We start from the raw sequence: 22,941 nt of genomic DNA on the forward strand, positions 1-22,941 counted from the left end.
TAAGTTTAGGCTCTTCCCTGGGTTGGGACAAGGCCGTTCTGTGAATCGTTGATAAATGAGCAAAAGCACTCGGATTAGCGAGTGCTGATGCTATGCGGGATCAACTGGCGATAGCAGATTTGCTTGTCTTCTTTATTGTCCTTGATGATTTGGAAGAGGGTCCGGAAAGACTCTTTCCCAAGCTCGAGGGCATTGATATCGATATAAGCATCCACATCAATGCGAGGTTTGAGAGAATCAAAGGTGATAATGGGAATATGGTAATCCTGATCTTTGAGATAGTGCAGGGCTCCTTCTGCTACTAAGGTATCAGATGTCACGATAGCTTCAATCTCATCCAGCGGCAGCTCCTCCATAATCTTGTAACTGTTGTCTTCCAGAAGGAAACCGAAGGCAAATTTGATAATGCGTTCATCCAAAGGTCGGTCTGCTTCATTCAGAGCTTGTTTGTAGCCTGTGTAACGATCCTGGGAAACGACCAGTTCCTTATTCCCGGCTAGAAAAGCAATTTTCTGATAGCCCTTGTCAAGGAAATATCTGGTCGCGTCATAGCCGGCCTTGATATTGTCATTGTCCACCAGAGAGATGAAAGGTGAGACAGCTTTCCCTAGGATAAGGAAAGGAAAGTTGTTCCTGACTGCAAAGTCGACCAAAGGATCGTCCTGCTTAGAATAAAGGAAGATCAGTCCATCTACTCGTTTTCCTAAAATCATTTGCTTCAGATTTTCCAAGCGGTGCTCTTCATCTTGCCCAGTGCTGATCTGGATGGCATAGTCATAGTCAGAAGCAATCTGAGAAATCCCCCGCAATACAGTTGGGAAAAAAGGGTTTTGATAGAAGACATCTGAGTCGTCCGGCAGGACCAAGCCGATGACTTGGCTGGACTGGCTGACCAGACTTCTGGCATTGAGGTTGGGATGATAGTCCAGCTCCTTCATAGCAGCACGGACCCGTTTTTTGGTTTCTTCACTGATGGTTGATTTGTTTTGTACGACGCGGGTCACGGTAGAGGGCGACACGCCTGCTAGTTTTGCGACTTCTTTGATAGTAACTCGCATAAAAACCTCCTAAAGGCCTGCATTTGCTGGAAATCCTTTCTATAATATCAACTATTTTAAATCTAGTAGTAGAAGCACTTGCTTTCTAAGAGTCATGCAAACCTCTGCCCAAAATGGTTCTTATAACCAGTGATTTTGCTTAACTATGATGGTCGAAAAAACAAGTATAAAGCAGTTTCTCAGTAAACGCAAACGTTTTCTGTTTGTAAGAACATTTTAACACAAAAAGAGAACGCTTGCAAGAAGAGAAAAACGGTAAATAATTGGGGCTGTAAGAGAGTCCTAAAAGAGCATTATATCCATTAACCAATAAATTGAAAAAAATCTCAAAAACCCCTTGCACTAAAAAAAAAAATAGGTTATAATCAAGTCGACGCAAACGTTTGCATTAAGTAAAAATGAAAAGGCGTAGAGGAAAAAATAACGAGGTGACAAAATGAAAAAACGTCAAAGCGGCGTGCTCATGCACATTTCATCCCTTCCGGGCAAGTACGGTATCGGATCTTTTGGCCAAAGTGCTTATGATTTTGTAGACTTCTTGGTTCGCACCAAGCAGCGCTATTGGCAGATTTTGCCACTGGGAACGACCAGTTATGGGGATTCTCCTTATCAGTCTTTCTCTGCTTTTGCGGGAAATACCTACTTTATCGATTTTGATATTCTGATAGAAGAAGGTTTGTTAACCGAGGCAGATGTCAAGGGAGCTGATTTTGGAGATGATCCTAGAAAAGTGGATTATGCAAAGATTTTCGATGCTCGCCGTCCAATCATGGAAAAAGCGGTAGCTCGCTTCTTAAAAGCAGATGATCTATCTGACTATGAGAGCTTTGTAGAGCAAAATGCAGTTTGGTTGGAAGTTTTCGCTGAATACATGGCTATCAAAGAGCATTTTGATAATCTAGCTTGGACAGAGTGGCCGGATGAAGCCATCCGCCGCCGTGATGCTGCTAGTCTCGCTTCTTATCGTGAGAAGCTGGCTGACAAGCTGACCTACCATCGTGTGACCCAGTATCTCTTCTTTAAGCAGTGGTTAAGATTAAAAGCCTATGCGAATGAACATCACATCGAGATTGTCGGAGATATGCCAATCTATGTGGCAGCTGACAGTGCTGATGTGTGGGCACAGCCGCACTTCTTTAAGACAGATGCTGTTGGCAAGCCAACTTGTGTGGCAGGCTGTCCGCCAGATGAATTTTCAGAAACTGGCCAGCTTTGGGGCAATCCTATCTATGACTGGGAAGCTATGGATAAGGATGGTTATGCTTGGTGGATTGAGCGCCTGCGTGAAAGCTTCAAGATTTACGACATTGTCCGTATCGACCATTTCCGCGGCTTTGAGTCTTACTGGGAAGTGCCTGCTGACTCAGATACATCTGCTACTGGTAAATGGGTTAAAGGCCCAGACTACAAGCTCTTTGCTGCAGTCAAGGAAGCCTTGGGTGATTTGAATATCATCGCAGAAGATCTAGGCTTTATGACGGATGAAGTGATTGAACTGCGTGAGCGTACTGGTTTCCCAGGAATGAAGATCTTGCAATTTGCCTTCAATCCTGATGATGAAAGTATCGACAGTCCGCATCTAGCGCCAAACAACTCAGTCATGTATACAGGAACCCATGATAACAATACTGTTCTGGGCTGGTACAAGGATGAGATTGACGACGCTACTCGCCAGTACATGGCACAGTACACCAACCGTAAGGAGTACGAAACAGTACCTCATGCAATGCTGCGCACAATCTTTGCTTCAGTCAGCTTTATGGCCATTGCGACCATGCAAGACCTACTGGAATTAGACAGTGCAGCACGGATGAACTATCCATCCACAATTGGTGGTAACTGGACTTGGCGGATGACAGCTGAAGAGCTGAATCCAATTGTCGAAGGTGAGCTTTACAGCTTGACCAAGACTTACCGTCGTATGAATACCGATTTAATTAACAAATAAAGAATAGTTAACTAGACTTGAAAGGAGTAATCATGTCAAACTTACAAACTTATATCAAAAATACTTATTCAAAAAATCTTGCTGATTGCAGCAACGAAGAACTTTACCTGGCTCTTTTGAACTACACTAAATTAGCCAGCGCTCAAAAGCCAGTCAATACTGGTAAGAAAAAACTCTACTATATCTCAGCTGAGTTCCTGATCGGTAAACTCTTGTCTAACAACTTGATCAACCTTGGGCTTTACGATGATGTGAAGCAAGAGTTGGCAGATGCTGGTAAAGACTTGATCGAGGTAGAAGAAGTTGAGTTGGAGCCGTCTCTGGGTAACGGAGGCTTGGGCCGTCTGGCTGCCTGCTTCTTGGACTCTATTGCGACACTTGGTCTCAATGGTGATGGTGTAGGACTGAACTACCACTTTGGTCTTTTCCAACAGGTTTTGAAAAACAACGAACAGACAACGATTCCTAACTTCTGGCTGACTGAGCAAAACTGGTTGGTTCGCTCTAGCCGCAGCTACCAAGTGCCTTTTGCTCACTTCACCCTGACATCTACTCTTTATGATATTGATGTGCCAGGTTATAAGACAGAAACTAAGAACCGTCTTCGTCTCTTTGATTTGGACTCAGTGGATGCAGATATCATCACAGATGGTATTGACTTTGATAAGACAGATATCGCTCGCAACTTGACCCTCTTCCTCTATCCAGATGATAGTGACAAGCAAGGGGAATTGCTCCGTATCTTCCAGCAGTACTTCATGGTTTCAAATGGTGCTCAGCTGATTATTGACGAAGCGATTGAAAAAGGCAGCAACCTGCACGACTTGGCAGACTATGCTGTCATCCAAATCAATGATACCCACCCATCTCTGGTTATCCCAGAAATGATCCGTCTCTTGACTGAGCGTGGTTTGGATCTGGATGAAGCAATTGCCATCGTACAGAAGATGACTGCTTATACGAACCACACGATTCTAGCTGAAGCTCTTGAAAAATGGCCTCTGGAATTCTTGAAAGAAGTAGTACCGCATCTGGTACCAATCATCAAAGAGCTTGACAAGCGCGTTAAGGCTAAATACGTAGATCCAGCAGTGCAAATCATTGATGAGGACGATCGTGTGCACATGGCGCACATGGATATCCACTACGGATACAGTGTCAATGGTGTTGCTGCTCTGCATACAGAAATCCTGAAAAACTCTGAGCTTAAAGCCTTCTACGATATCTACCCTGAAAAATTCAATAACAAGACCAACGGTATTACTTTCCGCCGCTGGCTCATGCATGCCAACCCACGTCTGTCTCATTATCTAGATGAGTTGCTGGGTCGCGACTGGCACCATGACGCAACTAAGCTCGAAGGCTTGTTGGAATTCACTGGCGCTGCAAATGTTAAAGAAAAATTGGAAGGCATCAAGGCTCACAACAAGCGTAAATTGGCTCGTCACTTGAAGGAAGCACAAGGTGTGGAAATCAATCCAGAATCTATCTTTGATATCCAAATCAAGCGTCTGCATGAGTACAAACGCCAACAAATGAACGCTCTGTACGTTATCCACAAGTATCTGGACATCAAGGCTGGTAACATCCCTGCTCGTCCAATCACTGTCTTCTTCGGTGGTAAGGCTGCTCCTGCTTACACGATTGCACAGGACATCATCCACCTCATCCTTTGCTTGTCAGAAGTGATTGCTAATGACCCTCAAGTAGCTCCACACCTGCAAGTAGTTATGGTAGAAAACTACAACGTTACAGCGTCTAGCTTCTTGATTGCAGCTGGTGACATTTCTGAGCAGATTTCCCTGGCTTCTAAGGAAGCATCTGGTACTGGTAACATGAAGTTCATGCTTAACGGTGCCTTGACTCTTGGTACTATGGACGGAGCGAACGTTGAGATTGCAGAGCTGGTCGGCGAAGACAACATCTACATCTTCGGTGAAGATTCTGAGACTGTTATTGACCTCTACGCAAAATCCGCTTACAAGTCTAGTGAGTACTATGCACGTGAAGCTATCAAGCCATTGGTTGACTTTATCGTTAGCGATGAAGTATTGGCAGTTGGTAAAGCTGAACGCTTGGAACGTCTTTACAATGAACTGATCAGTAAGGACTGGTTCATGACCCTGCTGGATCTGGAAGACTATATCCAAGTGAAAGAGCGTATGCTGGCTGACTATGAAGACCGCGATGCTTGGATGGACAAAGTCATCGTCAATATCGCCAAAGCTGGTTTCTTCTCATCTGACCGTACTATCGCTCAATACGAAGAAGAAGTATGGCACTTGAATAGCTAATATTCTTTAAATCAAAAAAGCCGAGACAGCAGTGTTTCGGCTTTGATTTTTTAATCGAAGATATGAATAAGGATTTTGCTATTGTGTAGGCTTCTGAAAAGGTGAAAGCTTCTTGGTCTTGTCAGCTTTTTCTTTTCGGTGTATAATAAGTGAAAATATTTCTTTACAGGAGGCGTTCATGAAAAAGAAACCAATTTATCTTTATGTTTTGCTGGGATTGTCAGCAATCGGAACTTTACTGGGAGTATGGAGCCGTTTTTTCTCCAAGTTTTCTGAGGTAGATTATACACAAATAAATTTCTCAAAAGAGTTGAGTGATCAGACAAATCAGTTTAATCAACTTTATTTTGAATTTCTTCGTAATGGAATGAATATGATTATTTTTTTCGTTATGACGGCTCTGTTAATAGCATCTATCGTCTTTTTGGTTAGAAAAAATCTGCAGATGGCTAATATTAGCTATATCGTTTATATACTAGTCAGTTTGTTATCTCAAGTTTACGTCTATATTTCATCGAAAGGAATTGTTGGCAAGGTATTTACAAGCCCTGAAAACATTGCAACGCATTCAAACAGCCTTCTTTTAGGAACAGTGCTGGGCTTTATTATCAGTTTAATTTATCTTTCAATCGTCGTCTTTAAGCTAATCCAGCAGCAAAAAGAGGCTGAAAAAGCGGAACTAGCTGCAAACGAATAAAATTTGACAAATAACAGATAAGTGCTTACAATTTTAAGAAGCAATATCTGTTATTTTTTAGAATGGAGAGTAAAATGACAAAGGTTTCCTTGGTTTACATCAGCCTGAGCGGCAATACAGAGAGTTTCGTCCGTCGGCTGACAGACTATTTGCTGGAGCAGCATCCAAGCCTAGAAGTAGAGAAGATTCATATCAAAGACCTGGTAAAGGAAGGAATTCCCTTTTTTGAAATGGACAATCCTTTTATCGCTTTTCTGCCGACTTATCTGGAGGGTGGCAATGGTGTGGACAATGGCGATGTAGAAATTCTGACAACCGATGTAGGGGATTTTATCGCCTATGGTCAGAATGCCAGCAAGTGTCTGGGGGTCATTGGCAGCGGCAATCGTAACTTTAACAACCAATACTGTCTGACAGCCAAGCAATACTCAGAGCGGTTCGGATTTCCGGTTTTGGCTGATTTTGAAATGCGCGGCATGTTGGGAGACATTAAGAAGGTTGCGGGGATTATTGAGGAGCTCTATCATATTGAAAAAAACGAAAACCAGTGAGGTTTTCGTTTTTTGATGTTCTAAATTAAGCTTACATCTTTTCTGGCGCTTCTACTCCTAGCAGACGTAGAGCTTCTTTGAGGACAACAGCTGTTGAGTAGCTGAGAGCCAGACGGCTGTCGCGTTCAGGGCTTTCATCCAGAATCCGCGTGTGCGCATAATATTTGTTAAAGGCTTGAGCCAGACTGATAGCGTATTTGGCAATCAGAGATGGTTCATAGTTATCAGCAGCACGCTTGACAACGCGACCGAAGTCTTGGAGCAGCTTGATAATTTCCCAGCTTTCTGGATCGTTCAGGCTGTATGTAGCCGCTGCATCTGGCTGGAAGTTCGCCTTGCGCAGGATAGACTGGATACGAGCATAGGCATACTGGATGTAAGGGCCTGTTTCTCCCTCGAAAGAAACCATAGCTTCCAGATCAAAATCGTAACCATTGCGGCGGTCGGTTTTGAGGTCGTAGAACTTAACTGCTCCGACTCCAACTGCGCGAGCAACAGCTTCCTTGTTTTCCAAATCTGGGTTTTTAGCTTCAATCTGGCTCTTAGCCCGGCTGATAGCTTCCAGCAGAGTTGGTTCGAGAAGGATGATATTTCCTTTACGTGTAGACAGTTTTTGACGGTTCTTAGTCACCAGACCGAAGTCAACGTGAATCATGTCATCGCTCCAGTCAAAACCCATCTTTTTCAGAACAGCCTTGAGCTGTCTGAAGTGGTTGGCCTGCTCTTGACCTACAACATAGACATTTTTGACAAAGTTGTAAGTGCGAGCCCGGTAGATGGCTGTTGCGATATCACGTGTAATGTAGAGGGTAGCACCGTCTGATTTTTTAATCATAGCAGGCGGAAGGTTGAAGTCTTCCAAGTCTACAATGCTAGCTCCTTTGGATTCCTGTAAAAGCCCTTTTTCTTCGAGGATTTGAATCCCTTCGTCCATCTTGTCGTTGTAGAAGGCTTCGCCGTTTAGACTGTCAAACTTGACACCTAGGAGTTCGTAGATACGGTTGAATTCTGTCAGGCTTTCATCGCGGAACCATTGCCAGAGCTCAGTTGCTTCTGGGTCTCCATCTTCCAGCTTCTTGAACCAAAGGCGGCCTTCTTCATCCAGAGATGGGTCGTTTTCAATCTCGGCATTGATACGCACGTAGAGTTTGAGGAGCTCGTCGATTGGGTTGGCTTCAACAGCTTCCTGGCTTCCCCACTTCTTATAAGCTACCATCAGGAGACCAAACTGTTTGCCCCAGTCTCCCAAGTGGTTGATTTTGATGGTGTTGTAGCCAATCTTGCGGAAGATGTTGGAAAGAGCGTCACCGATAACAGTAGAGCGCAAGTGGCCGACTGAGAAAGGCTTGGCAATGTTTGGACTGGACAGGTCAATGGTGATATTCTGATTATTTCCTTCGTTTTGCTGGCCATAATCAGCTCCGTCTTTGATGACTTCTTTGATGACTTGGCCAGAAATTTCAGCCTTGCTGAGGAAAAAGTTGACATAAGGACCAGTCGCAACGACTTTGTCAAAATGCGCTGTATCAATCTTTTCAGCGATATCAGCAGCGATGATTTGAGGAGCTTTGCGCTCAGTCTTTGCCAGAGAAAAGGCTGGGAAGGCGATATCGCCAAGTTCAGAGCTCTTTGGCTGCTCCAATAAATTTAAAATAGCGTCTTGATTAAGGCTGTCAATAACCTTGGCCAATTCGCCGGCAATCAACTGTTTGTTATCCATATTTGCTCCTTTGTGTCTTTTGTTATTATTTTATCACATTTTTCAAGGAATCTTCAATTTTTTTGGGAATAATTTTTGGGCTAATAGGAATTTTTCTGATATAATAAGAGGGATAAGAACCTGTATTTATAGATGACCTTTTCATCTAAATGCTTCCTTCTCTGTTACTCTTGGTTAAAGTTTTTTGTTTATTCTCAGTATTCCTGCAAATCTTTGCCTAGATTGATGGAGAAGCAGTCTTTGATCGGATGGAGTATTCTTCATGAATGCAGCTTCTAAATATTCAATAATGAGGTAAAAATGAGAAAGAATGACCGTCATCAGTTAGTCAAAACGATGATTAAGGAGGAAAAACTAGGAACGCAAAAGGAGATTCAGGATCGTCTGGAAGCGCAAGGGATTTATGTAACACAGACTACCCTGTCGCGTGACCTTCGTGAAATCGGCCTGACTAAGGTTAAGAAGAAGGGGCTGACTTATTATGTTTTGGCGCATGAGACTGAAGAAATCGATTTTATAGAGTTTTTAGCCAAGCATGTGGAGAGTGTGGCCAGGGCAGAGTTTAGTCTGGTTCTTCGTACGGGCCTGGGAGAGGCAACAGTGCTGGCCAATGTCGTGGATAGCTCGTTCGATAGCCGCATTCTGGGAACCGTTGCGGGTGCCAATACTCTTTTAGTGGTTTGCCGGGATCAGGCAGCTGCTCAGGAGATTGAAGAGCAAATACAGGAAGTGATGTAAGAGTCACAGTTTTTTCAGGAAAAATGGAGAGGTTTGAGACAGAAGTCCTGACCTCGTTTGTTTTTAGAAAGGATAGAGATGGCAGTAGAAAAGTTATCGCCAGGCATGCAGCAGTATTTGGATATCAAAAAGGACTATCCAGATGCTTTCTTGCTCTTTCGGATGGGGGATTTCTATGAGTTGTTTTATGATGATGCGGTCAATGCCGCCCAGATTTTAGAGATTTCCCTCACCAGCCGCAATAAAAATGCAGAAAATCCTATTCCCATGGCCGGAGTTCCCTATCATTCGGCTCAGCAGTATATTGATGTTTTGGTCGAATCAGGCTATAAGGTAGCGATTGCAGAGCAGATGGAAGATCCCAAGGAAGCCAAGGGAGTTGTTAAGAGGGAGGTCGTTCAGGTTATCACACCGGGGACAGTAGTGGATTCCAGTAAGCCGGACTCTGCGAATAACTTTCTGGTGGCTTTGGATTACTCAGACGGTCTCTATGGTCTGGCTTATATGGACTTGGTGACCGGTGAGTTTCAGGTGACTAGTTTAGAGGACTTTGCCTTGGTCTGCGGGGAAATCCGCAATTTGAAAGCTAGGGAAGTGGTGCTGGGCTATGCCTTGCCAGAAGCTGAGGAGCAGGTCTTGGCTGGGCAGATGAACCTCTTATTATCCTATGTACAGACAGCTTTGGACGATGTTCAGCTGCTGGGCGAGGAGCTGTCTCCTATGGAGCGTCAGGCAGCGGGGAAATTGCTGGAGTATGTGCACCGGACCCAGATGAGGGAGCTCAGCCATTTAAAGAAGGCCCAGCATTATGAAATCAAGGACTTTCTGCAAATGGACTATGCCACCAAGGCGAGTCTTGATTTGACAGAAAATGCTCGCTCGGGTAAGAAACACGGCAGTCTTTATTGGCTGATGGACGAGACCAAGACGGCCATGGGCGGCCGTATGCTGCGCTCTTGGATCCAGCGTCCGCTGATTGATGAAGCGCGAATTAGCCAGCGGCAGAATGTCGTTGAGGTTTTTCTGGATCATTTCTTTGAGCGGAGTGATTTGACGGAGAGCCTCAAGGGAGTCTATGATATCGAGCGGTTGGCTAGTCGGGTTTCTTTTGGCAAGACCAATCCCAAGGATCTGCTGCAGCTGGCAGCAACATTGGGAAATGTGCCTCAGATTAAGGCTATCTTGCAAGGAATCGGCAGCCCGCATCTAGCTCGTTTGATTGAGGGCTTAGATCCTATTCCAGAGTTGGCGGGCTTGATTAGCTCGGCTATTTCGCCGGATGCCCCCCATATCATCACCGAGGGCAATATCATTCGGACAGGCTTTGATGAGACCTTGGATCAGTATCGGCTTGTGCTGAGGGAGGGGACCGGATGGATTGCAGAGCTGGAAGTCAAAGAACGTGCTAATAGCGGCATCAGCAATCTGAAGATTGATTACAATAAAAAAGATGGTTACTATTTCCACGTGACCAATTCCCAACTGGCTCATGTGCCTAGTCATTTCTTTCGCAAGGCGACCCTGAAAAATTCTGAGCGTTTCGGAACGGAGGAGCTGGCTCGGATTGAGGGAGAGATGTTGGAGGCGCGTGAAAAATCTGCTAATTTGGAATACGAGATTTTCATGCGGATTCGTGAGGAAGCTGGTAAATACATCCAGCGCTTGCAGGCCTTGGCACAAACGCTGGCAGCTGTAGATGTCCTGCAGAGCTTTGCTGCGGTGGCAGAACAACTGCATTTGGTGCGTCCTGTCTTTACTGCGGAGCGTCATCTGCAGATTGAAAAAGGCCGGCATGCTGTTGTGGAAAAGGTCATGGGTGCCCAAAGCTACATTCCAAATAGTATTCTGCTGGACCAGGAAACAGACATTCAGCTGATTACCGGGCCTAATATGAGCGGGAAATCGACCTATATGCGCCAGCTGGCTATCATCGTTATTATGGCACAGATGGGCTCTTATGTGCCCGCTCAGTCTGCCAGTCTGCCACTATTCGATGCGATTTTCACTCGTATTGGTGCGGCAGATGATTTGGTGTCCGGCCAGTCCACTTTTATGGTGGAGATGATGGAGGCCAATCGGGCCATTCGACAGGCTAGCGAGCGTTCGCTTATTCTCTTTGATGAGCTGGGCCGTGGGACGGCGACTTACGATGGGATGGCGCTAGCTCAGGCTATTATCGAGCATATTCATCACTATACTGGAGCCAAGACACTCTTTGCCACTCATTATCATGAGCTGACAGCCTTGGAGGATAGCTTGGAGCATTTGGAAAATGTCCATGTGGCAACCTTGGAAAAGGACGGGCAGGTGACTTTCCTGCATAAGATTGAGCCAGGTCCGGCTGACAAGTCCTACGGAATTCATGTGGCGAAGATTGCCGGACTTCCTAAGAAATTGCTGGAGCGGGCGGATAGCATTTTGAGTCATTTGGAGAGTCAGGGCACCGGTCTAGACTCAGAGCTTCCTGCTGAATCCAGCCCAAAACAGTCACAAGTGGCGGAGCAGATGTCTCTTTTTGCAGAAGGGCCGGAAAATCCGGTCCTGACTGAACTCCGAGACCTGGACATCTACAATATGACTCCCCTGGAAGTCATGGCGGTGGTAGCTGAGTTGAAGAAGAAGTTGTAAAAATAAAGAACAGACTTGTGAATGCCTCAAGTCTGCTCTTTTTATTTCTCACGATTTGCCAGACAAACCGCTATTGATTTTTTGAATGTTGCGGTAAGTGCGGTAGTAGATGGCACCTGAAATGATTAGATAGATGAGGGTGAATTCCCCGACGGCAGTCAGTGTCAGGCTGAGTATTTTTTCTCTTGGAAAAAATCCAGCTAGATTAGCCAAAAGTGCAAAGGTCAGAATCATCACGCCAAAGTGGCTAACGACGGAGCGCAGGATGCTCCAGTCTCTTTGGAAGAAGTTTCCACTCCATCTGAAAATAGCTCCCATGACAAACCATATAAGGAGGCAGTAGAGCATGATGAGGGAAACATGGACATGCTGGCTCAAAAAGAAGAGACCGATAGGAGAGCGGGGGTGAAGCGGTAGATAAGCTGGATTGTAAAAATAAGAAACAATCATGGAGAAGAAGAGACCAATGAAAATCCCTCCAATTCCTCCGAAAAAGAGTTCTTTAAGACGAGTTTTCATAATTGCAACCTTTCTTTAATGGATTTGAGATAACGGCGGGACGAGTATGTCTGGTCGCCGTTTTTCAGAAATATTTGAATCAGACCATTTGGAGTCAGCTTGAGGTGGCTGATTTGTCGGCTATTGATAATCTCCGACTGAGAAATCTGCAGGAAATATTCCGGTAGGACCTGCAGCAATTGATAAAGAGCTTGTTGAGCTCGATAGCTGTCTTTTGCCGTTCGGACCCGGACCTGGCGATTTTCTGTATAGATTCGGTGGATTTCCTTAGCGTCCAGCAGATAGATTTCGTCTTCTTTCTTGACATGGATCTTGTCCTCTTTACCCAGATGTTGCGCAAAGTGGACCAATTCCTGAATATTTTCTGTCATGAGGCGAGCCTCAATGCTGACGGAGTCTTCGGTAACTTGAGAATCGATTCTTAGCTTAACTTTCATAACTTCCTCCTTTCACCTTTATTAAACCGCAACACGGCAGAGAAAACAAGCCCTTTTGTCTATGTGGCAGCTATTTGTGTCTATATGGCTTGGCTTGAGAGTATAGTGGTTGAGAAAAGGCTGCCTTCTGATAGAAAGAGCCCAATGTGTTATAATAGATAGCAGAACAAATACGGAGAAAAAGATGTCAAAAATTATCGAACTTCCAGAAATTCTAGCCAATCAGATTGCGGCCGGTGAAGTCATTGAGCGGCCTAGCAGCGTGGTCAAGGAGCTAGTGGAAAATTCAATTGATGCGGGTGCAAGCCAGATTACCATCGAAATCGAGGAGGCCGGACTCAAGAGCATTCAGGTAACGGATAATGGCGAAGGCATAGACCACGAAGATGTTCCTCTGGCCCTTCGACGCCATGCTACCAGTAAAATCAAGAAGCAGGCGGATCTCTTTCGGATTCGGACACTGGGTTTTCGGGGCGAGGCCATTCCTTCCATTGCTTCTGTCTCGCGTTTTACCATTGAGACAGCGACTGAAGCCGGCCAGCACGGGACCCTGCTAGTTGCCCAAGGCGGTGAAATTGAAGAGCATGAGCCTACCAACAGTCCGGTGGGAACGAAAATCAAGATAGAAGATCTCTTCTTCAATACTCCCGCCCGGCTCAAGTATATGAAGAGTCAGCAGGCTGAGCTGTCCCATATCGTTGATGTGATTAATCGGCTTAGTCTGGCCCATCCGGAAGTGGCTTTCACCCTTATCAGTGACGGCCGCGAAATGACACGGACTGCCGGCAGTGGTAATCTGCGTCAGGCTATTGCAGGAATCTATGGTTTGGCAACAGCTAAGAAAATGGTGGAAATCTCTGCATCGGATTTGGATTTTGAAGTGAGTGGCTATGTCAGTTTGCCTGAGCTGACTCGTGCGAATCGGAATTATATTACCATTCTCATCAACGGCCGCTACATTAAGAATTTCCTGCTCAATCGCGCTATTTTGGACGGCTACGGCAGCAAGCTTATGGTAGGTCGCTTTCCACTCGCGGTCATCAATATTCAGATTGACCCCTATCTGGCCGATGTCAATGTCCATCCGACCAAGCAAGAGGTGCGAATTTCTAAAGAGCGGGAACTCATGGCCTTGATTTCGCAAGCTATTGCAACCAGTCTCAAGGAGCAGGATCTTATCCCGGATGCTTTGGAAAATCTAGCCAAATCAACTGTTAAGCGTGCGACTAAGCCCGAACAGACCAGCCTCCCGCTGAAAGAAAATCGCCTCTACTACGATAAGGAGCAGAATGACTTCTTCCTCAAGCCACAGGTGGCCGAGCAGCAGCTATCCTTCGAAGAATCAGCGGAGCCTATTCATGAAGCGACAAATGAAAAAGCAGAGCCACAACCAACTTCGGTCAAATTTGCAGAGAGAAAGCCAGTTAGCTATGACCAACTAGACCATCCAGAGCTTGATCAGGTCAGTCTGGAGCGGGCTGTGGATAAGTTGGAGCAGGAAGAGAAGTCAAGCTTCCCAGAGTTAGAATATTTCGGCCAGATGCATGGCACTTATCTCTTTGCTCAGGGCAAGGGTGGTCTTTACATTATTGACCAGCATGCTGCCCAGGAGCGGGTCAAGTATGAGTATTATCGGGAGAAGATTGGAGATGTGGACAATAGCCAGCAGCAGCTCTTAGTGCCCTATATCTTTGAATTTCTAGCGGACGATATACTGCGGATCAAGCAGCGGATAGAGCTGTTAGAAGACGCTGGCATCTTTTTAGAAGAGTATGGAGCCAACCAGTTTATCCTCCGTGAGCATCCCATTTGGTTTAAGGAAGAGGAGATTGAAGCAGGTATCTATGAGATGTGTGATATGCTTCTCCTGACCAAGGAAGTTTCTATCAAGAAATATCGAGCAGAGCTAGCCATTATGATGAGCTGCAAACGCTCCATCAAGGCCAATCACAGTCTGGATGACTACTCTGCGCGTGACTTGCTCTTTCAGCTGTCCCAGTGTGACAATCCCTACAACTGCCCACACGGCCGACCGGTCTTAGTCAACTTTACCAAGTCGGATATGGAAAAAATGTTCCGCCGCATTCAGGAAAATCATACTAGCCTGCGGGAGTTGGGGAAATACTAAACTGTATAGAAGATCAAACAGCCCTAGTCATAGAACTAGAGCTGTTTTGAATTTTTGAGCTGAACCTGTGTTCCAGTAAGCAAATCAGCTGGATGACGTTTGTCCTTGCGAAGCAGTCCCATCAGCAGAAAGATCAGGAAGAGAATCCCTGCTGAAGTTGACAAGAAAATTGACAGAGCATCTGCTTGATAAGCACTACGGATAGTTCCCATATGTCCTAGCTGCCAAGGGAAAAACTTGATAGCAGAGCGCAAAAGGCTGTGGGCAAAGCTCCTATGCTTGTAAACCAACTGTAAACCTGCCCAACGCTTGCCAACACTTCCTTTTCTATAGTCTAGCCAAGCAAAGATGATAGTTAGAGGAAGAACGGAGGTAGAAAAAGCCAGAAGCTGGCTCTGGGCTTCAGTGAATACAGGAATGCCTCCTAGAACCAGATTGTAAAAGCCCATAGCTAGTAAAAAAAGAGCAATGAGGTAGCCTGAGATGAAGAGCCAGTCTCCAATCAGCTCTTTCAGACGAGTTTTGATAGGTATGGGATTGTCAGTTTTTAGTTTCATCTTTAGCACCTTCTTTTTTAGAATCCTCATCAAGGCCTATAACCTTGTCCAGATACTTTTTCTTAATCTTTAGCGCCTTGTTAATAGCCATTGCTGATGCGATTAAGAGGAAGAAGATCAACCATACCAGCGCAGTGAATGTTGCTGGAAAGCTAGAACCTGCGAAAAAGAGAAAGATAGCCAGAGCTGATACAAAAATATATAGAACTTGCCAGAAGCCATAAGATTTTACTTCCTTGTAGTAGCGATCTTTTTCGTCTTCTGAGAGAATGGGTTTTATTTCCGGCTTATCGCTGTCTTCTAAAAGCAGATAATCTGTCGTCACCTGGAAAATCTTGCTCAGCTCTACAACTTTTTCGAGTTCTGGCAGTGCTTGGCCAGACTCCCACTTGGAAATGCTCTGGCGAGAGACATTGATCTGTTCAGCCAGTTTTTCTTGTGACCAGCCTTTTTCTTTTCTTAGTTCAAATAATTTATCAGCGAGTTTCATAATCGCAGCCTCCTTTTCTTTGCTAACTCTATCCTAACAGCTTTTAGTTATCTTGAGAATACAGCTTCCTGTACATTTTGTCAACCACCGGTTGCACTTCTGTTTGCAGTTTCCAGACAGAAAATATGATATACTAGATAGGCAAAATGATATAAAAAGAAGGAAAATTATGTACGAATATTTTAAAGGAATTATCAGTAAAATCACAGCCAAGTACATTGTGTTGGAAGTCAACTCTATCGGCTATATTCTTCATGTAGCCAATCCTTATGCTTACTCAGGGCTTCTCCATCAGGAAGCCAAGGTTTATGTCCACCAGGTGGTGAGAGAAGACGCGGAGCTGCTGTATGGCTTTGCGACCGAGGAGGAGAAACAACTCTTTCTTAGCTTGATTTCAGTTTCAGGTATCGGCCCAGTGTCTGCCCTGGCAATTATTGCGGCGGATGATAATGCTGGCTTGGTACAAGCTATTGAGCAAAAAAACATCACCTACCTGACCAAGTTTCCTAAGATTGGCAAGAAAACAGCCCAGCAGATGGTGCTGGACTTGGAAGGCAAGGTAGTGGCGGCAGATGGTCCGTCAGAAAGCAAGGCGCCTGTCCAGACTGCGTATAATCAGGAGCTGGAGGAAGCCATGGAAGCCATGCTGGCTCTGGGCTACAAAGCTGCTGAGCTCAAGAAAATCAAGAAATTCTTTGAAGGAACGACGGATACAGCAGAAAACTATATCAAGTCTGCTCTTAAGATGTTGGTGAAATAGGAGAAAGCTATGACCAAACGCTGCGGCTGGGTAAAAATGAACAACCCCTTGTATGTGGCCTATCATGATGAGGAGTGGGGCAAGCCCCTCCATGATGATCAGAAATTATTTGAATTGCTCTGCATGGAGACCTATCAGGCCGGACTTTCTTGGGAGACCATTCTCAATAAACGCCAGGCTTTTCGGGCAGCCTTTCATTTCTATGATGCCCAGAAAGTTGCTCAGATGACGGATGCTGACCTGGATAGTCTTTTAAATAATCCTGATATCATCCGTAATAAGATGAAAATCTATGCAACCAGAGCCAATGCCCAAGCTTTTTTGGCTGTTCAAAAGCAGTTTGGCTCTTTTAATGATTATATCTGGTCCTTTGTAGATTTCAAAATGATTGACAATGAAGTTTTGAACTACAAGGAAGCACCTACTAAGACAGAGCTGTCAGAAACTATGTTCAAGGCGCTGAAAAAGCAAGGCTTCAAATTTGTCGGTCCCGTTTGTGTCTATTCATTCCTAGAAGCAGCTGGCCTTATCAATGACCATGAAAATGATTGTGACTGGAAGTAGAACAATGAAAACAAGAAAATTCCAGCTCATTTTTATTTCTCTATATACCATTCTATTTATAGGCAGAGGTTTGTAGCTTATTGGACAAAAATGGCTGAATTATCCAGTATATTTCCTTTTGTTTGTTTTGGGGATTTTAGCTTATAGGGAGGAATTGCGGGAGAAGTTCAGGTTGCTTTTGCCTCAGAGGAAAGAGTTTATTAAAACAATCTCCTTGTATATGGTACTTATTTTTCTCTTGACAATTGCTAGCAACCTGCTTTCGGGTGTCATTAAACAGGTACTAGGACTGCCACTGCAGGGACAGAATGATGCTCGTATTCAAGTTGCACTTTTAGAAAATCCTTATCTTTTCTTAATTGTGGGCTGTTTTATTGGGCCAGTTGTTGAAGAGCTCTTTTTTCGTCGATTCTTCTTGGGTACTTTCTTGACAAAATTCTCCGATTTTATTGGTATTGTTTTAACGACTTTGCTATTTTCTACTCTCCATATGCACAGCTGGGCCTTGTCAGAGTGGGTGACGGCAATATCTTATCTTGGCGGAGGCTTGCTTTACTCTTTGTTGTATCTTAAAAAGGATAAGAATATCTGGTATCCAATTACCCTCCATTGTTGTAACAATATCATTGCTTTCATCATTACCTTATTGTCTATAAACAAATGAAAACCTAGAAGTTCCGGACCTCTAGGCTTTTTGTTATTTTCTTTATATCCTTACTCTCCTTTCTGCATCCAAATCTTTTCCTTGATAAAGATGCGTAATTCATAGAAAAGCATAAAGAGGGTGGAGATGAGGAAGCCAGCCATAAAGATATGATGCAAATAGGCAAAAATAGCAATCTCAACCAAAACGGAGAAGAGATAGAAAATGACTAAATAATGCCATTTCTTGGCCTTGCTATCTTCGATGACCTTTTTCTCCAAGCGCTCATCCTCCTTGATGAGCGTGTCCAGACTGATATCGAACTCCCGACTGATAGCGATGAGATTTCCAATATCAGGGATACCTTTTTCGCTTTCCCAACGGGCAATGGCGGAGCGGGAAACCTTGAGCCTTTCTGCCAAAGCCTCCTGAGTGAGTTGATGTTGTTGACGAATGTCTTTGAGAACTTGTGAAATTTTCATGATGATCTCCTTTCTTCAAATAAAAGTATTTAGATGATTTCCTTTTTTCATCTTTATTATAAAAATAATGAAACCATTTGCCAATAGCATTTACCTAACAATCTAGTTATTCTGCATAACACCAGTCATTCTTAAAAGTTTCCCACAGCATGTTGACAAGTTTGTCAAGGAGCTTGACAGCTCTTTTTATTTCCTGAAATGAAAATCAACTTTTTTAAGATTTTTTGTGATAAAATAAAGCCAATTCCGAATAGTAAGGTAGGAGGTTCTATGAAAGCAGAAATTATTGCTGTGGGCACTGAGATTCTGACGGGTCAGATTGTCAATACTAATGCCCAATTTTTATCTGAAAAACTGGCGAGTCTGGGGATTGATGTCTATTTTCAGACAGCTGTGGGGGACAATGAAAATCGTCTCCTCTCTGTTCTAGAAATTGCTCAAGGGCGCAGTAATCTGATTATCCTAACAGGAGGCTTGGGGCCAACAGAGGATGATTTGACCAAGCAGACCTTGGCTAAGTTCTTAGGACGTGAGCTCATTTTTGACTCACAGGCTGTGGAAAAGCTGGATCGCTTTTTTGCTAGTCGACCAGATTATGCTCGAACTCCCAATAATGAGCGTCAGGCCCAGCTGGTTGAAGGCTCGGCTCCGTTACCAAATGCGACCGGCTTAGCTGTCGGAGGCTTGTTAGAAGCAGACGGAGTGACCTATGTAGTCCTGCCTGGCCCGCCTAGTGAGCTCAAACCCATGGTCAATAACGAGCTGGTTCCCCTCTTATCCACAGGCCAGAAATTGTATTCACGGGTGCTGCGCTTCTTTGGTATCGGCGAGAGTCAGCTAGTGACTATTTTGTCAGAGATGATTGAGCAGCAGAGTGACCCCACCATTGCTCCTTATGCAAAGACAGGGGAAGTTACCCTGCGACTGTCCACCAAGGCTCTGAGTCAGGCAGAAGCCGATACCAAGTTTGAGGCTGTGGAAAAGGAAATTTTGTCCCATAAGACTTTTGAGGGACAGTCACTGTCAGAGATTTTCTATGGTTACGGGGATGACAATTCCTTGGCACAGGTGGCTTTTGAGTTGCTGAAGAGTCAAGGAAAGACGATTTCGGCGGCGGAGAGTCTGACAGCAGGGCTCTTTCAGGCGACCTTGGCTGATTTTGCTGGAGCCTCTTCCATTTTTTCAGGTGGCTTTGTCACCTACAGCATGGAGGAAAAGAGCCGGATGCTGGATATTCCGTTGGGAGACCTGGAGAAGCACGGTGTCGTTTCCGCTTTTACGGCTGGGAAAATGGCAGAGCAGGCTAGAAAGCTGACCGAAAGTGACCTAGCTGTCAGTCTGACAGGTGTGGCAGGCCCAGATTCACTGGAAGGCCATCCAGCAGGGACTGTTTTTATCGGCTTAGCTTGTGCTGCTGGAACGGAAACTATTAAGGTCAATATTGCTGGGCGCAGTCGGCGTGATGTGCGGAAAATTGCTGTTCTGCACGCCTTCAACCTAGTACGAAAAACTTTATTAAATAGCTGATTTTTGGTATAATGACGAAGATGGCCAAAAGACATTTTAGAAAAAACAGGAGAAATAAATGGCAAAGAAACAAAAAAAATTAGATGAAATCTCAAAGAAATTCGGTGATGAGCGCCAAAAAGCCTTGGATAATGCTCTTAAAAATATTGAAAAGGATTTTGGTAAGGGAGCCATTATGCGTCTTGGCGAGCGGGCAGAGCAAAAGGTTCAAGTCATGAGCTCTGGCTCTTTGGCCTTGGATATTGCCCTTGGTGCCGGTGGTTATCCTAAGGGACGTATCATTGAAATCTACGGTCCGGAGTCTTCTGGTAAGACAACCGTTGCTCTTCACGCAGTTGCTCAAGCGCAAAAAGAAGGTGGTATCGCAGCCTTTATCGATGCTGAGCATGCTTTGGATCCGTCATACGCGGCTGCTCTGGGTGTCAATATTGATGAGTTGCTGCTGTCCCAACCTGATTCTGGAGAACAGGGACTGGAAATTGCTGGCAAGCTGATTGACTCAGGTGCGGTAGACTTGGTGGTTGTGGACTCAGTTGCAGCCCTTGTACCGCGTGCGGAAATCGATGGCGATATCGGTGATAGCCATGTCGGCTTGCAGGCTCGGATGATGAGCCAGGCTATGCGCAAACTGTCTGCTTCTATCAACAAAACGAAGACGATTGCGATTTTCATTAACCAGCTGCGCGAAAAAGTTGGCGTTATGTTTGGTAATCCTGAAACAACACCAGGTGGACGTGCACTGAAGTTCTATGCTTCTGTCCGTCTGGATGTCCGTGGTAATACTCAAATCAAGGGAACTGGTGATGAAAAGGATACCAATGTTGGTAAAGAAACCAAGATTAAGGTTGTTAAAAATAAGGTAGCTCCGCCATTCAAGGAAGCCTTTGTGGAAATCATGTACGGGGAAGGTATTTCTAAGACAGGTGAGCTGATTAAGATTGCGACTGATTTGGATATCATCAAAAAAGCTGGTGCTTGGTACTCCTACAATGATGAAAAAATTGGCCAAGGTTCTGAAAATGCTAAGAAGTACTTGGCTGATCATCCAGAAGTCTTTGACGAAATTGATCGTCAGGTTCGTGTACGCTATGGTTTGATTGAAGGCGATGACTTGGCAGAAGTGGTTGGCAACAAGGCTGACAGTCCTGTGGAAACGATGGAAGAAGTGACTCTGGATTTGGACGATGCCATCGAAATTGAAGAGTAATTTTGCAAAATAGGTCGCAAGACCGATGGTTTTTGTGATATAATAGACTACGATATTAGTATCGTGTAGCGAAAGGAGTACTTACATGATCACAATCTATACTGTCTCAAGTTGTACTAGTTGTAAAAAAGCAAAAACCTGGCTAAACGCTCATCAATTAACTTATAAAGAACAAAATTTAGGCAAAGAAGGCATCACCAAAGAGGAACTTCTGGATATTTTAACCAAAACAGAAAATGGTATCGCGAGCATTGTTTCATCAAAAAACCGCTATGCTAAAGGTTTGGGTGTTGACATTGAGGAATTAAGTGTCAACGAAGTTCTTGACATCATCATGGAGACCCCGCGTATTTTGAAAAGTCCTATCTTAGTGGATGATAAACGTCTCCAAGTTGGTTACAAAGAAGATGATATCCGTGCTTTTCTGCCACGTTCTGTTCGCAATGTTGAAAATGCAGAAGCTCGTCTGCGGGCAGCTCTTTAATCTTTGAATATAACTGAAAGAGTCGGGAAGAGAATCTCGGCTCTTCTTTTTGTTTAGGTTGACAGAGGGCTTTGGCGACTGGATGGATTGACAAGGAGCAGAACTGTGATACAATATCTCTGAGGAGGATGGAAAATGAAGAAAATTTTATTAGGACTGGGATTGAGTGTGGTGCTGTTAGCAGGCTGTGGACATAAAAAGACAGAGACGAATTCGAATGCGGCTGACAAGAAAGAAATCAGCAATAATCTGCCTATCATTGATAATGCCAAGCAGCAGGAAGTGATTACTCGGACACTTATTTTTCCAAAGGATGAACGAGGAAACCAGCAGAGCCAGACAGTGACTTATCAGGGAGAGCATTTCAAACGCTTGGTCGTCGAAAGGCTGACTGCGACTGATGATGAGATGAAAGAAGCTATCAAGCAGATGGGGCTGGAGGAAGCGCAGAAGGCGCTCAATGAGTCACTGGAGCAGGATGCAGACTATGTGCAGGCTCGTGGACTTCAAGGCTTCAGTGGTTCAGTGACAATTTTGAATGAGAACGAGCTGAAAATGACTTCCACTTATGACTTTGAGAGTTTGGATATCGAAAAAGCAGCGGCTATGCCTTATTTTCAAAATCTCAAGCTCAAAGAAATGATTAAGCTGACGCCAGAAGAATATATCAACAATCTCCTGATGAATGGAGCAGAAGAGCAGAAATAAGCTGCTCTTTTTTATTACATTTTAATGACAGAGTGACAATCAGTTTGACAGCGCCGTTTTTATAATGATATGATAAAATCAGCTCAATATTGAAGGAGATAAGACATGAGAAAAATAATTGTCTTTTTGCTGGCAGCTCTGGCAATCTTAACAGCTTGCAGTCAGCAGTCAAATAACAGTTCATCCTCACAGGGAGGGGCTGGAAAAGGAGATATTGTCACTAAGTCCTATAAAACTGAGAAGCAATTAGAACATGGAAAAGAAACCAGAATCTTAACCGTCAGCTACAGCGGACAGAAGTATGAGAAGGTTATCCTGCATGTCAGCAAGGCTATTCCTGACAACATCAAGGAAGCTCTGTCAAAACAGGATGTTTCCACTGTAAAGAAGGAAATGCTGTCTTTGATCGAGGAAGCACTGGGTCTGAAAGAGGCGGTGAATATCACCGGTCTTGACTTGAAAACAGATATGACAGCGGAAGAGATTTCTCTGGAGATGACTATCGACCCGGAGAATCTAGACTACGAAGCAGCCAAAAAGCTTCCAAACTACGCGCAGCTGTTTGAGCAGATTGAGACCCTGACTCCAGAAGAATTGCTGAATAAGTTTAAGGGAAGCGACGGCGTGGAAGTGCCCGCTTCAAATTAGGAAATTTTCATCCAGTTCTCTGAAGAGAGCTGGATTTTTGCTGGATTTCAGAGTCAGACTTCGGATAAATATTAGCTAAAGCTTATTGAAAAATTAGGGAAATTCAGGTGAATTAAATTTGTGAAAAGCCTATAATTATGCTATAATAGGGAT

21 protein-coding genes and 1 pseudogene are annotated in these 22,941 nt (G+C 44.4%); 15 read left to right on the plus strand and 7 right to left on the minus strand.

The window, feature by feature from the left end:
• Positions 1–74 precede the first annotated feature (74 nt).
• Positions 75–1,058, minus strand: a complete 984-nt coding sequence (locus K4I03_RS10555; protein WP_002908473.1) for a LacI family DNA-binding transcriptional regulator — start codon at positions 1,056–1,058, stop codon at positions 75–77.
• Between the two features lie 436 nt (positions 1,059–1,494).
• Here K4I03_RS10555 and malQ point away from each other — a divergent pair, with 436 nt between their 5' ends.
• The 4 genes from malQ to nrdI all read left to right on the plus strand — a co-directional run bounded on the left by malQ (position 1,495) and on the right by nrdI (position 6,548).
• Positions 1,495–3,006: a 4-alpha-glucanotransferase gene (gene malQ / locus K4I03_RS10560; protein WP_002908474.1), complete on the plus strand. Its 1,512-nt coding sequence runs from the start codon at positions 1,495–1,497 to the stop codon at positions 3,004–3,006.
• A gap of 32 nt (positions 3,007–3,038) precedes the next feature.
• On the plus strand, positions 3,039–5,300 hold the full coding sequence (glgP, locus tag K4I03_RS10565) for a glycogen/starch/alpha-glucan family phosphorylase (RefSeq protein WP_227965226.1): 2,262 nt from the start codon (positions 3,039–3,041) through the stop codon (positions 5,298–5,300).
• Between the two features lie 178 nt (positions 5,301–5,478).
• Positions 5,479–5,997 carry an ABC transporter permease gene (locus tag K4I03_RS10570; protein ID WP_002908476.1) on the plus strand — a complete coding sequence of 173 codons (519 nt, stop codon included), beginning with the start codon at positions 5,479–5,481 and terminating at the stop codon, positions 5,995–5,997.
• Positions 5,998–6,059: 62 nt separating this feature from the next.
• Entirely contained in the window at positions 6,060–6,548 is a 489-nt protein-coding gene (gene nrdI, locus K4I03_RS10575; RefSeq protein WP_002908478.1) for a class Ib ribonucleoside-diphosphate reductase assembly flavoprotein NrdI, read from the plus strand.
• Between the two features lie 31 nt (positions 6,549–6,579).
• Here nrdI and argS read toward each other — a convergent pair whose 3' ends face one another.
• Positions 6,580–8,268: an arginine--tRNA ligase gene (argS, locus tag K4I03_RS10580; protein WP_227965229.1), complete on the minus strand. Its 1,689-nt coding sequence runs from the start codon at positions 8,266–8,268 to the stop codon at positions 6,580–6,582.
• A 300-nt stretch (positions 8,269–8,568) separates the two neighbouring features.
• Between argS and argR the strand changes: the two genes are divergently transcribed.
• Positions 8,569–9,006 (plus strand): arginine repressor, encoded by a 438-nt coding sequence (gene argR, locus K4I03_RS10585; protein WP_002902018.1) that lies wholly within the window; start codon positions 8,569–8,571, stop codon positions 9,004–9,006.
• A gap of 78 nt (positions 9,007–9,084) precedes the next feature.
• A complete protein-coding gene (gene mutS / locus K4I03_RS10590) occupies positions 9,085–11,634 on the plus strand; it encodes a DNA mismatch repair protein MutS (RefSeq protein ID WP_227965230.1) in 2,550 nt (849 codons plus the stop codon).
• 48 nt (positions 11,635–11,682) lie between these two features.
• On the opposite strand, the gene K4I03_RS10595 is transcribed toward mutS, so the two are convergent.
• Together K4I03_RS10595 and K4I03_RS10600 are read right to left on the minus strand one after the other, a co-directional pair.
• Positions 11,683–12,153 carry a DUF3021 family protein gene (locus K4I03_RS10595; protein ID WP_002911424.1) on the minus strand — a complete coding sequence of 157 codons (471 nt, stop codon included), beginning with the start codon at positions 12,151–12,153 and terminating at the stop codon, positions 11,683–11,685.
• A complete protein-coding gene (locus K4I03_RS10600; RefSeq protein ID WP_002911426.1) occupies positions 12,150–12,590 on the minus strand; it encodes a LytTR family DNA-binding domain-containing protein in 441 nt (146 codons plus the stop codon). Before K4I03_RS10600 ends, K4I03_RS10595 begins: the two co-directional genes overlap by 4 nt.
• Positions 12,591–12,774: 184 nt before the next feature.
• On the opposite strand from K4I03_RS10600, the gene mutL reads away from it, so the two are divergent.
• Positions 12,775–14,718, plus strand: coding sequence for a DNA mismatch repair endonuclease MutL (mutL, locus tag K4I03_RS10605; RefSeq protein ID WP_227965232.1), 1,944 nt, complete (start codon positions 12,775–12,777; stop codon positions 14,716–14,718).
• A 35-nt stretch (positions 14,719–14,753) separates the two neighbouring features.
• Here mutL and K4I03_RS10610 read toward each other — a convergent pair whose 3' ends face one another.
• Both K4I03_RS10610 and K4I03_RS10615 read right to left on the minus strand, forming a co-directional pair.
• Positions 14,754–15,275 (minus strand): RDD family protein, encoded by a 522-nt coding sequence (locus K4I03_RS10610; RefSeq protein ID WP_227965234.1) that lies wholly within the window; start codon positions 15,273–15,275, stop codon positions 14,754–14,756.
• The gene (locus tag K4I03_RS10615) at positions 15,259–15,765 is read right to left on the minus strand and encodes a helix-turn-helix domain-containing protein (RefSeq protein ID WP_227965237.1); all 507 of its coding nucleotides are present in this window, start codon (positions 15,763–15,765) and stop codon (positions 15,259–15,261) included. The genes K4I03_RS10610 and K4I03_RS10615 overlap by 17 nt, the downstream gene beginning before the upstream one ends.
• 169 nt (positions 15,766–15,934) lie before the next feature.
• On the opposite strand from K4I03_RS10615, the gene ruvA reads away from it, so the two are divergent.
• The 3 genes and pseudogenes from ruvA (at position 15,935) to K4I03_RS10630 (ending at position 17,753) form a co-directional block, all read left to right on the plus strand.
• Positions 15,935–16,525 (plus strand): Holliday junction branch migration protein RuvA, encoded by a 591-nt coding sequence (gene ruvA / locus K4I03_RS10620; RefSeq protein ID WP_227965239.1) that lies wholly within the window; start codon positions 15,935–15,937, stop codon positions 16,523–16,525.
• Between the two features lie 9 nt (positions 16,526–16,534).
• Entirely contained in the window at positions 16,535–17,089 is a 555-nt protein-coding gene (locus tag K4I03_RS10625) for a DNA-3-methyladenine glycosylase I (protein ID WP_227965241.1), read from the plus strand.
• Between the two features lie 4 nt (positions 17,090–17,093).
• Positions 17,094–17,753: pseudogene (locus K4I03_RS10630) on the plus strand (CPBP family intramembrane glutamic endopeptidase).
• A gap of 50 nt (positions 17,754–17,803) precedes the next feature.
• On the opposite strand, the gene K4I03_RS10635 reads toward K4I03_RS10630, so the two are convergent.
• Positions 17,804–18,214, minus strand: a complete 411-nt coding sequence (locus tag K4I03_RS10635; protein WP_227965245.1) for a helix-turn-helix domain-containing protein — start codon at positions 18,212–18,214, stop codon at positions 17,804–17,806.
• Positions 18,215–18,484: 270 nt separating this feature from the next.
• Here K4I03_RS10635 and K4I03_RS10640 point away from each other — a divergent pair, with 270 nt between their 5' ends.
• The 5 genes from K4I03_RS10640 (at position 18,485) to K4I03_RS10660 (ending at position 22,788) form a co-directional block, all read left to right on the plus strand.
• Entirely contained in the window at positions 18,485–19,741 is a 1,257-nt protein-coding gene (locus tag K4I03_RS10640) for a competence/damage-inducible protein A (RefSeq protein ID WP_227965246.1), read from the plus strand.
• A 58-nt stretch (positions 19,742–19,799) separates the two neighbouring features.
• On the plus strand, positions 19,800–20,948 hold the full coding sequence (recA, locus tag K4I03_RS10645; RefSeq protein ID WP_002911438.1) for a recombinase RecA: 1,149 nt from the start codon (positions 19,800–19,802) through the stop codon (positions 20,946–20,948).
• Positions 20,949–21,033: 85 nt separating this feature from the next.
• On the plus strand, positions 21,034–21,432 hold the full coding sequence (gene spx, locus K4I03_RS10650) for a transcriptional regulator Spx (protein WP_002894078.1): 399 nt from the start codon (positions 21,034–21,036) through the stop codon (positions 21,430–21,432).
• Positions 21,433–21,567: 135 nt separating this feature from the next.
• Positions 21,568–22,140 carry an SP0191 family lipoprotein gene (locus K4I03_RS10655; protein WP_227965248.1) on the plus strand — a complete coding sequence of 191 codons (573 nt, stop codon included), beginning with the start codon at positions 21,568–21,570 and terminating at the stop codon, positions 22,138–22,140.
• Between the two features lie 105 nt (positions 22,141–22,245).
• Positions 22,246–22,788, plus strand: coding sequence for a hypothetical protein (locus K4I03_RS10660; RefSeq protein WP_227965251.1), 543 nt, complete (start codon positions 22,246–22,248; stop codon positions 22,786–22,788).
• The last annotated feature ends 153 nt before the right edge of the window (positions 22,789–22,941 follow it).

The sequence above is a fragment of the Streptococcus sanguinis genome, from assembly GCF_020729725.1.
GTDB classification, from domain to species: domain Bacteria; phylum Bacillota; class Bacilli; order Lactobacillales; family Streptococcaceae; genus Streptococcus; species Streptococcus sanguinis_V.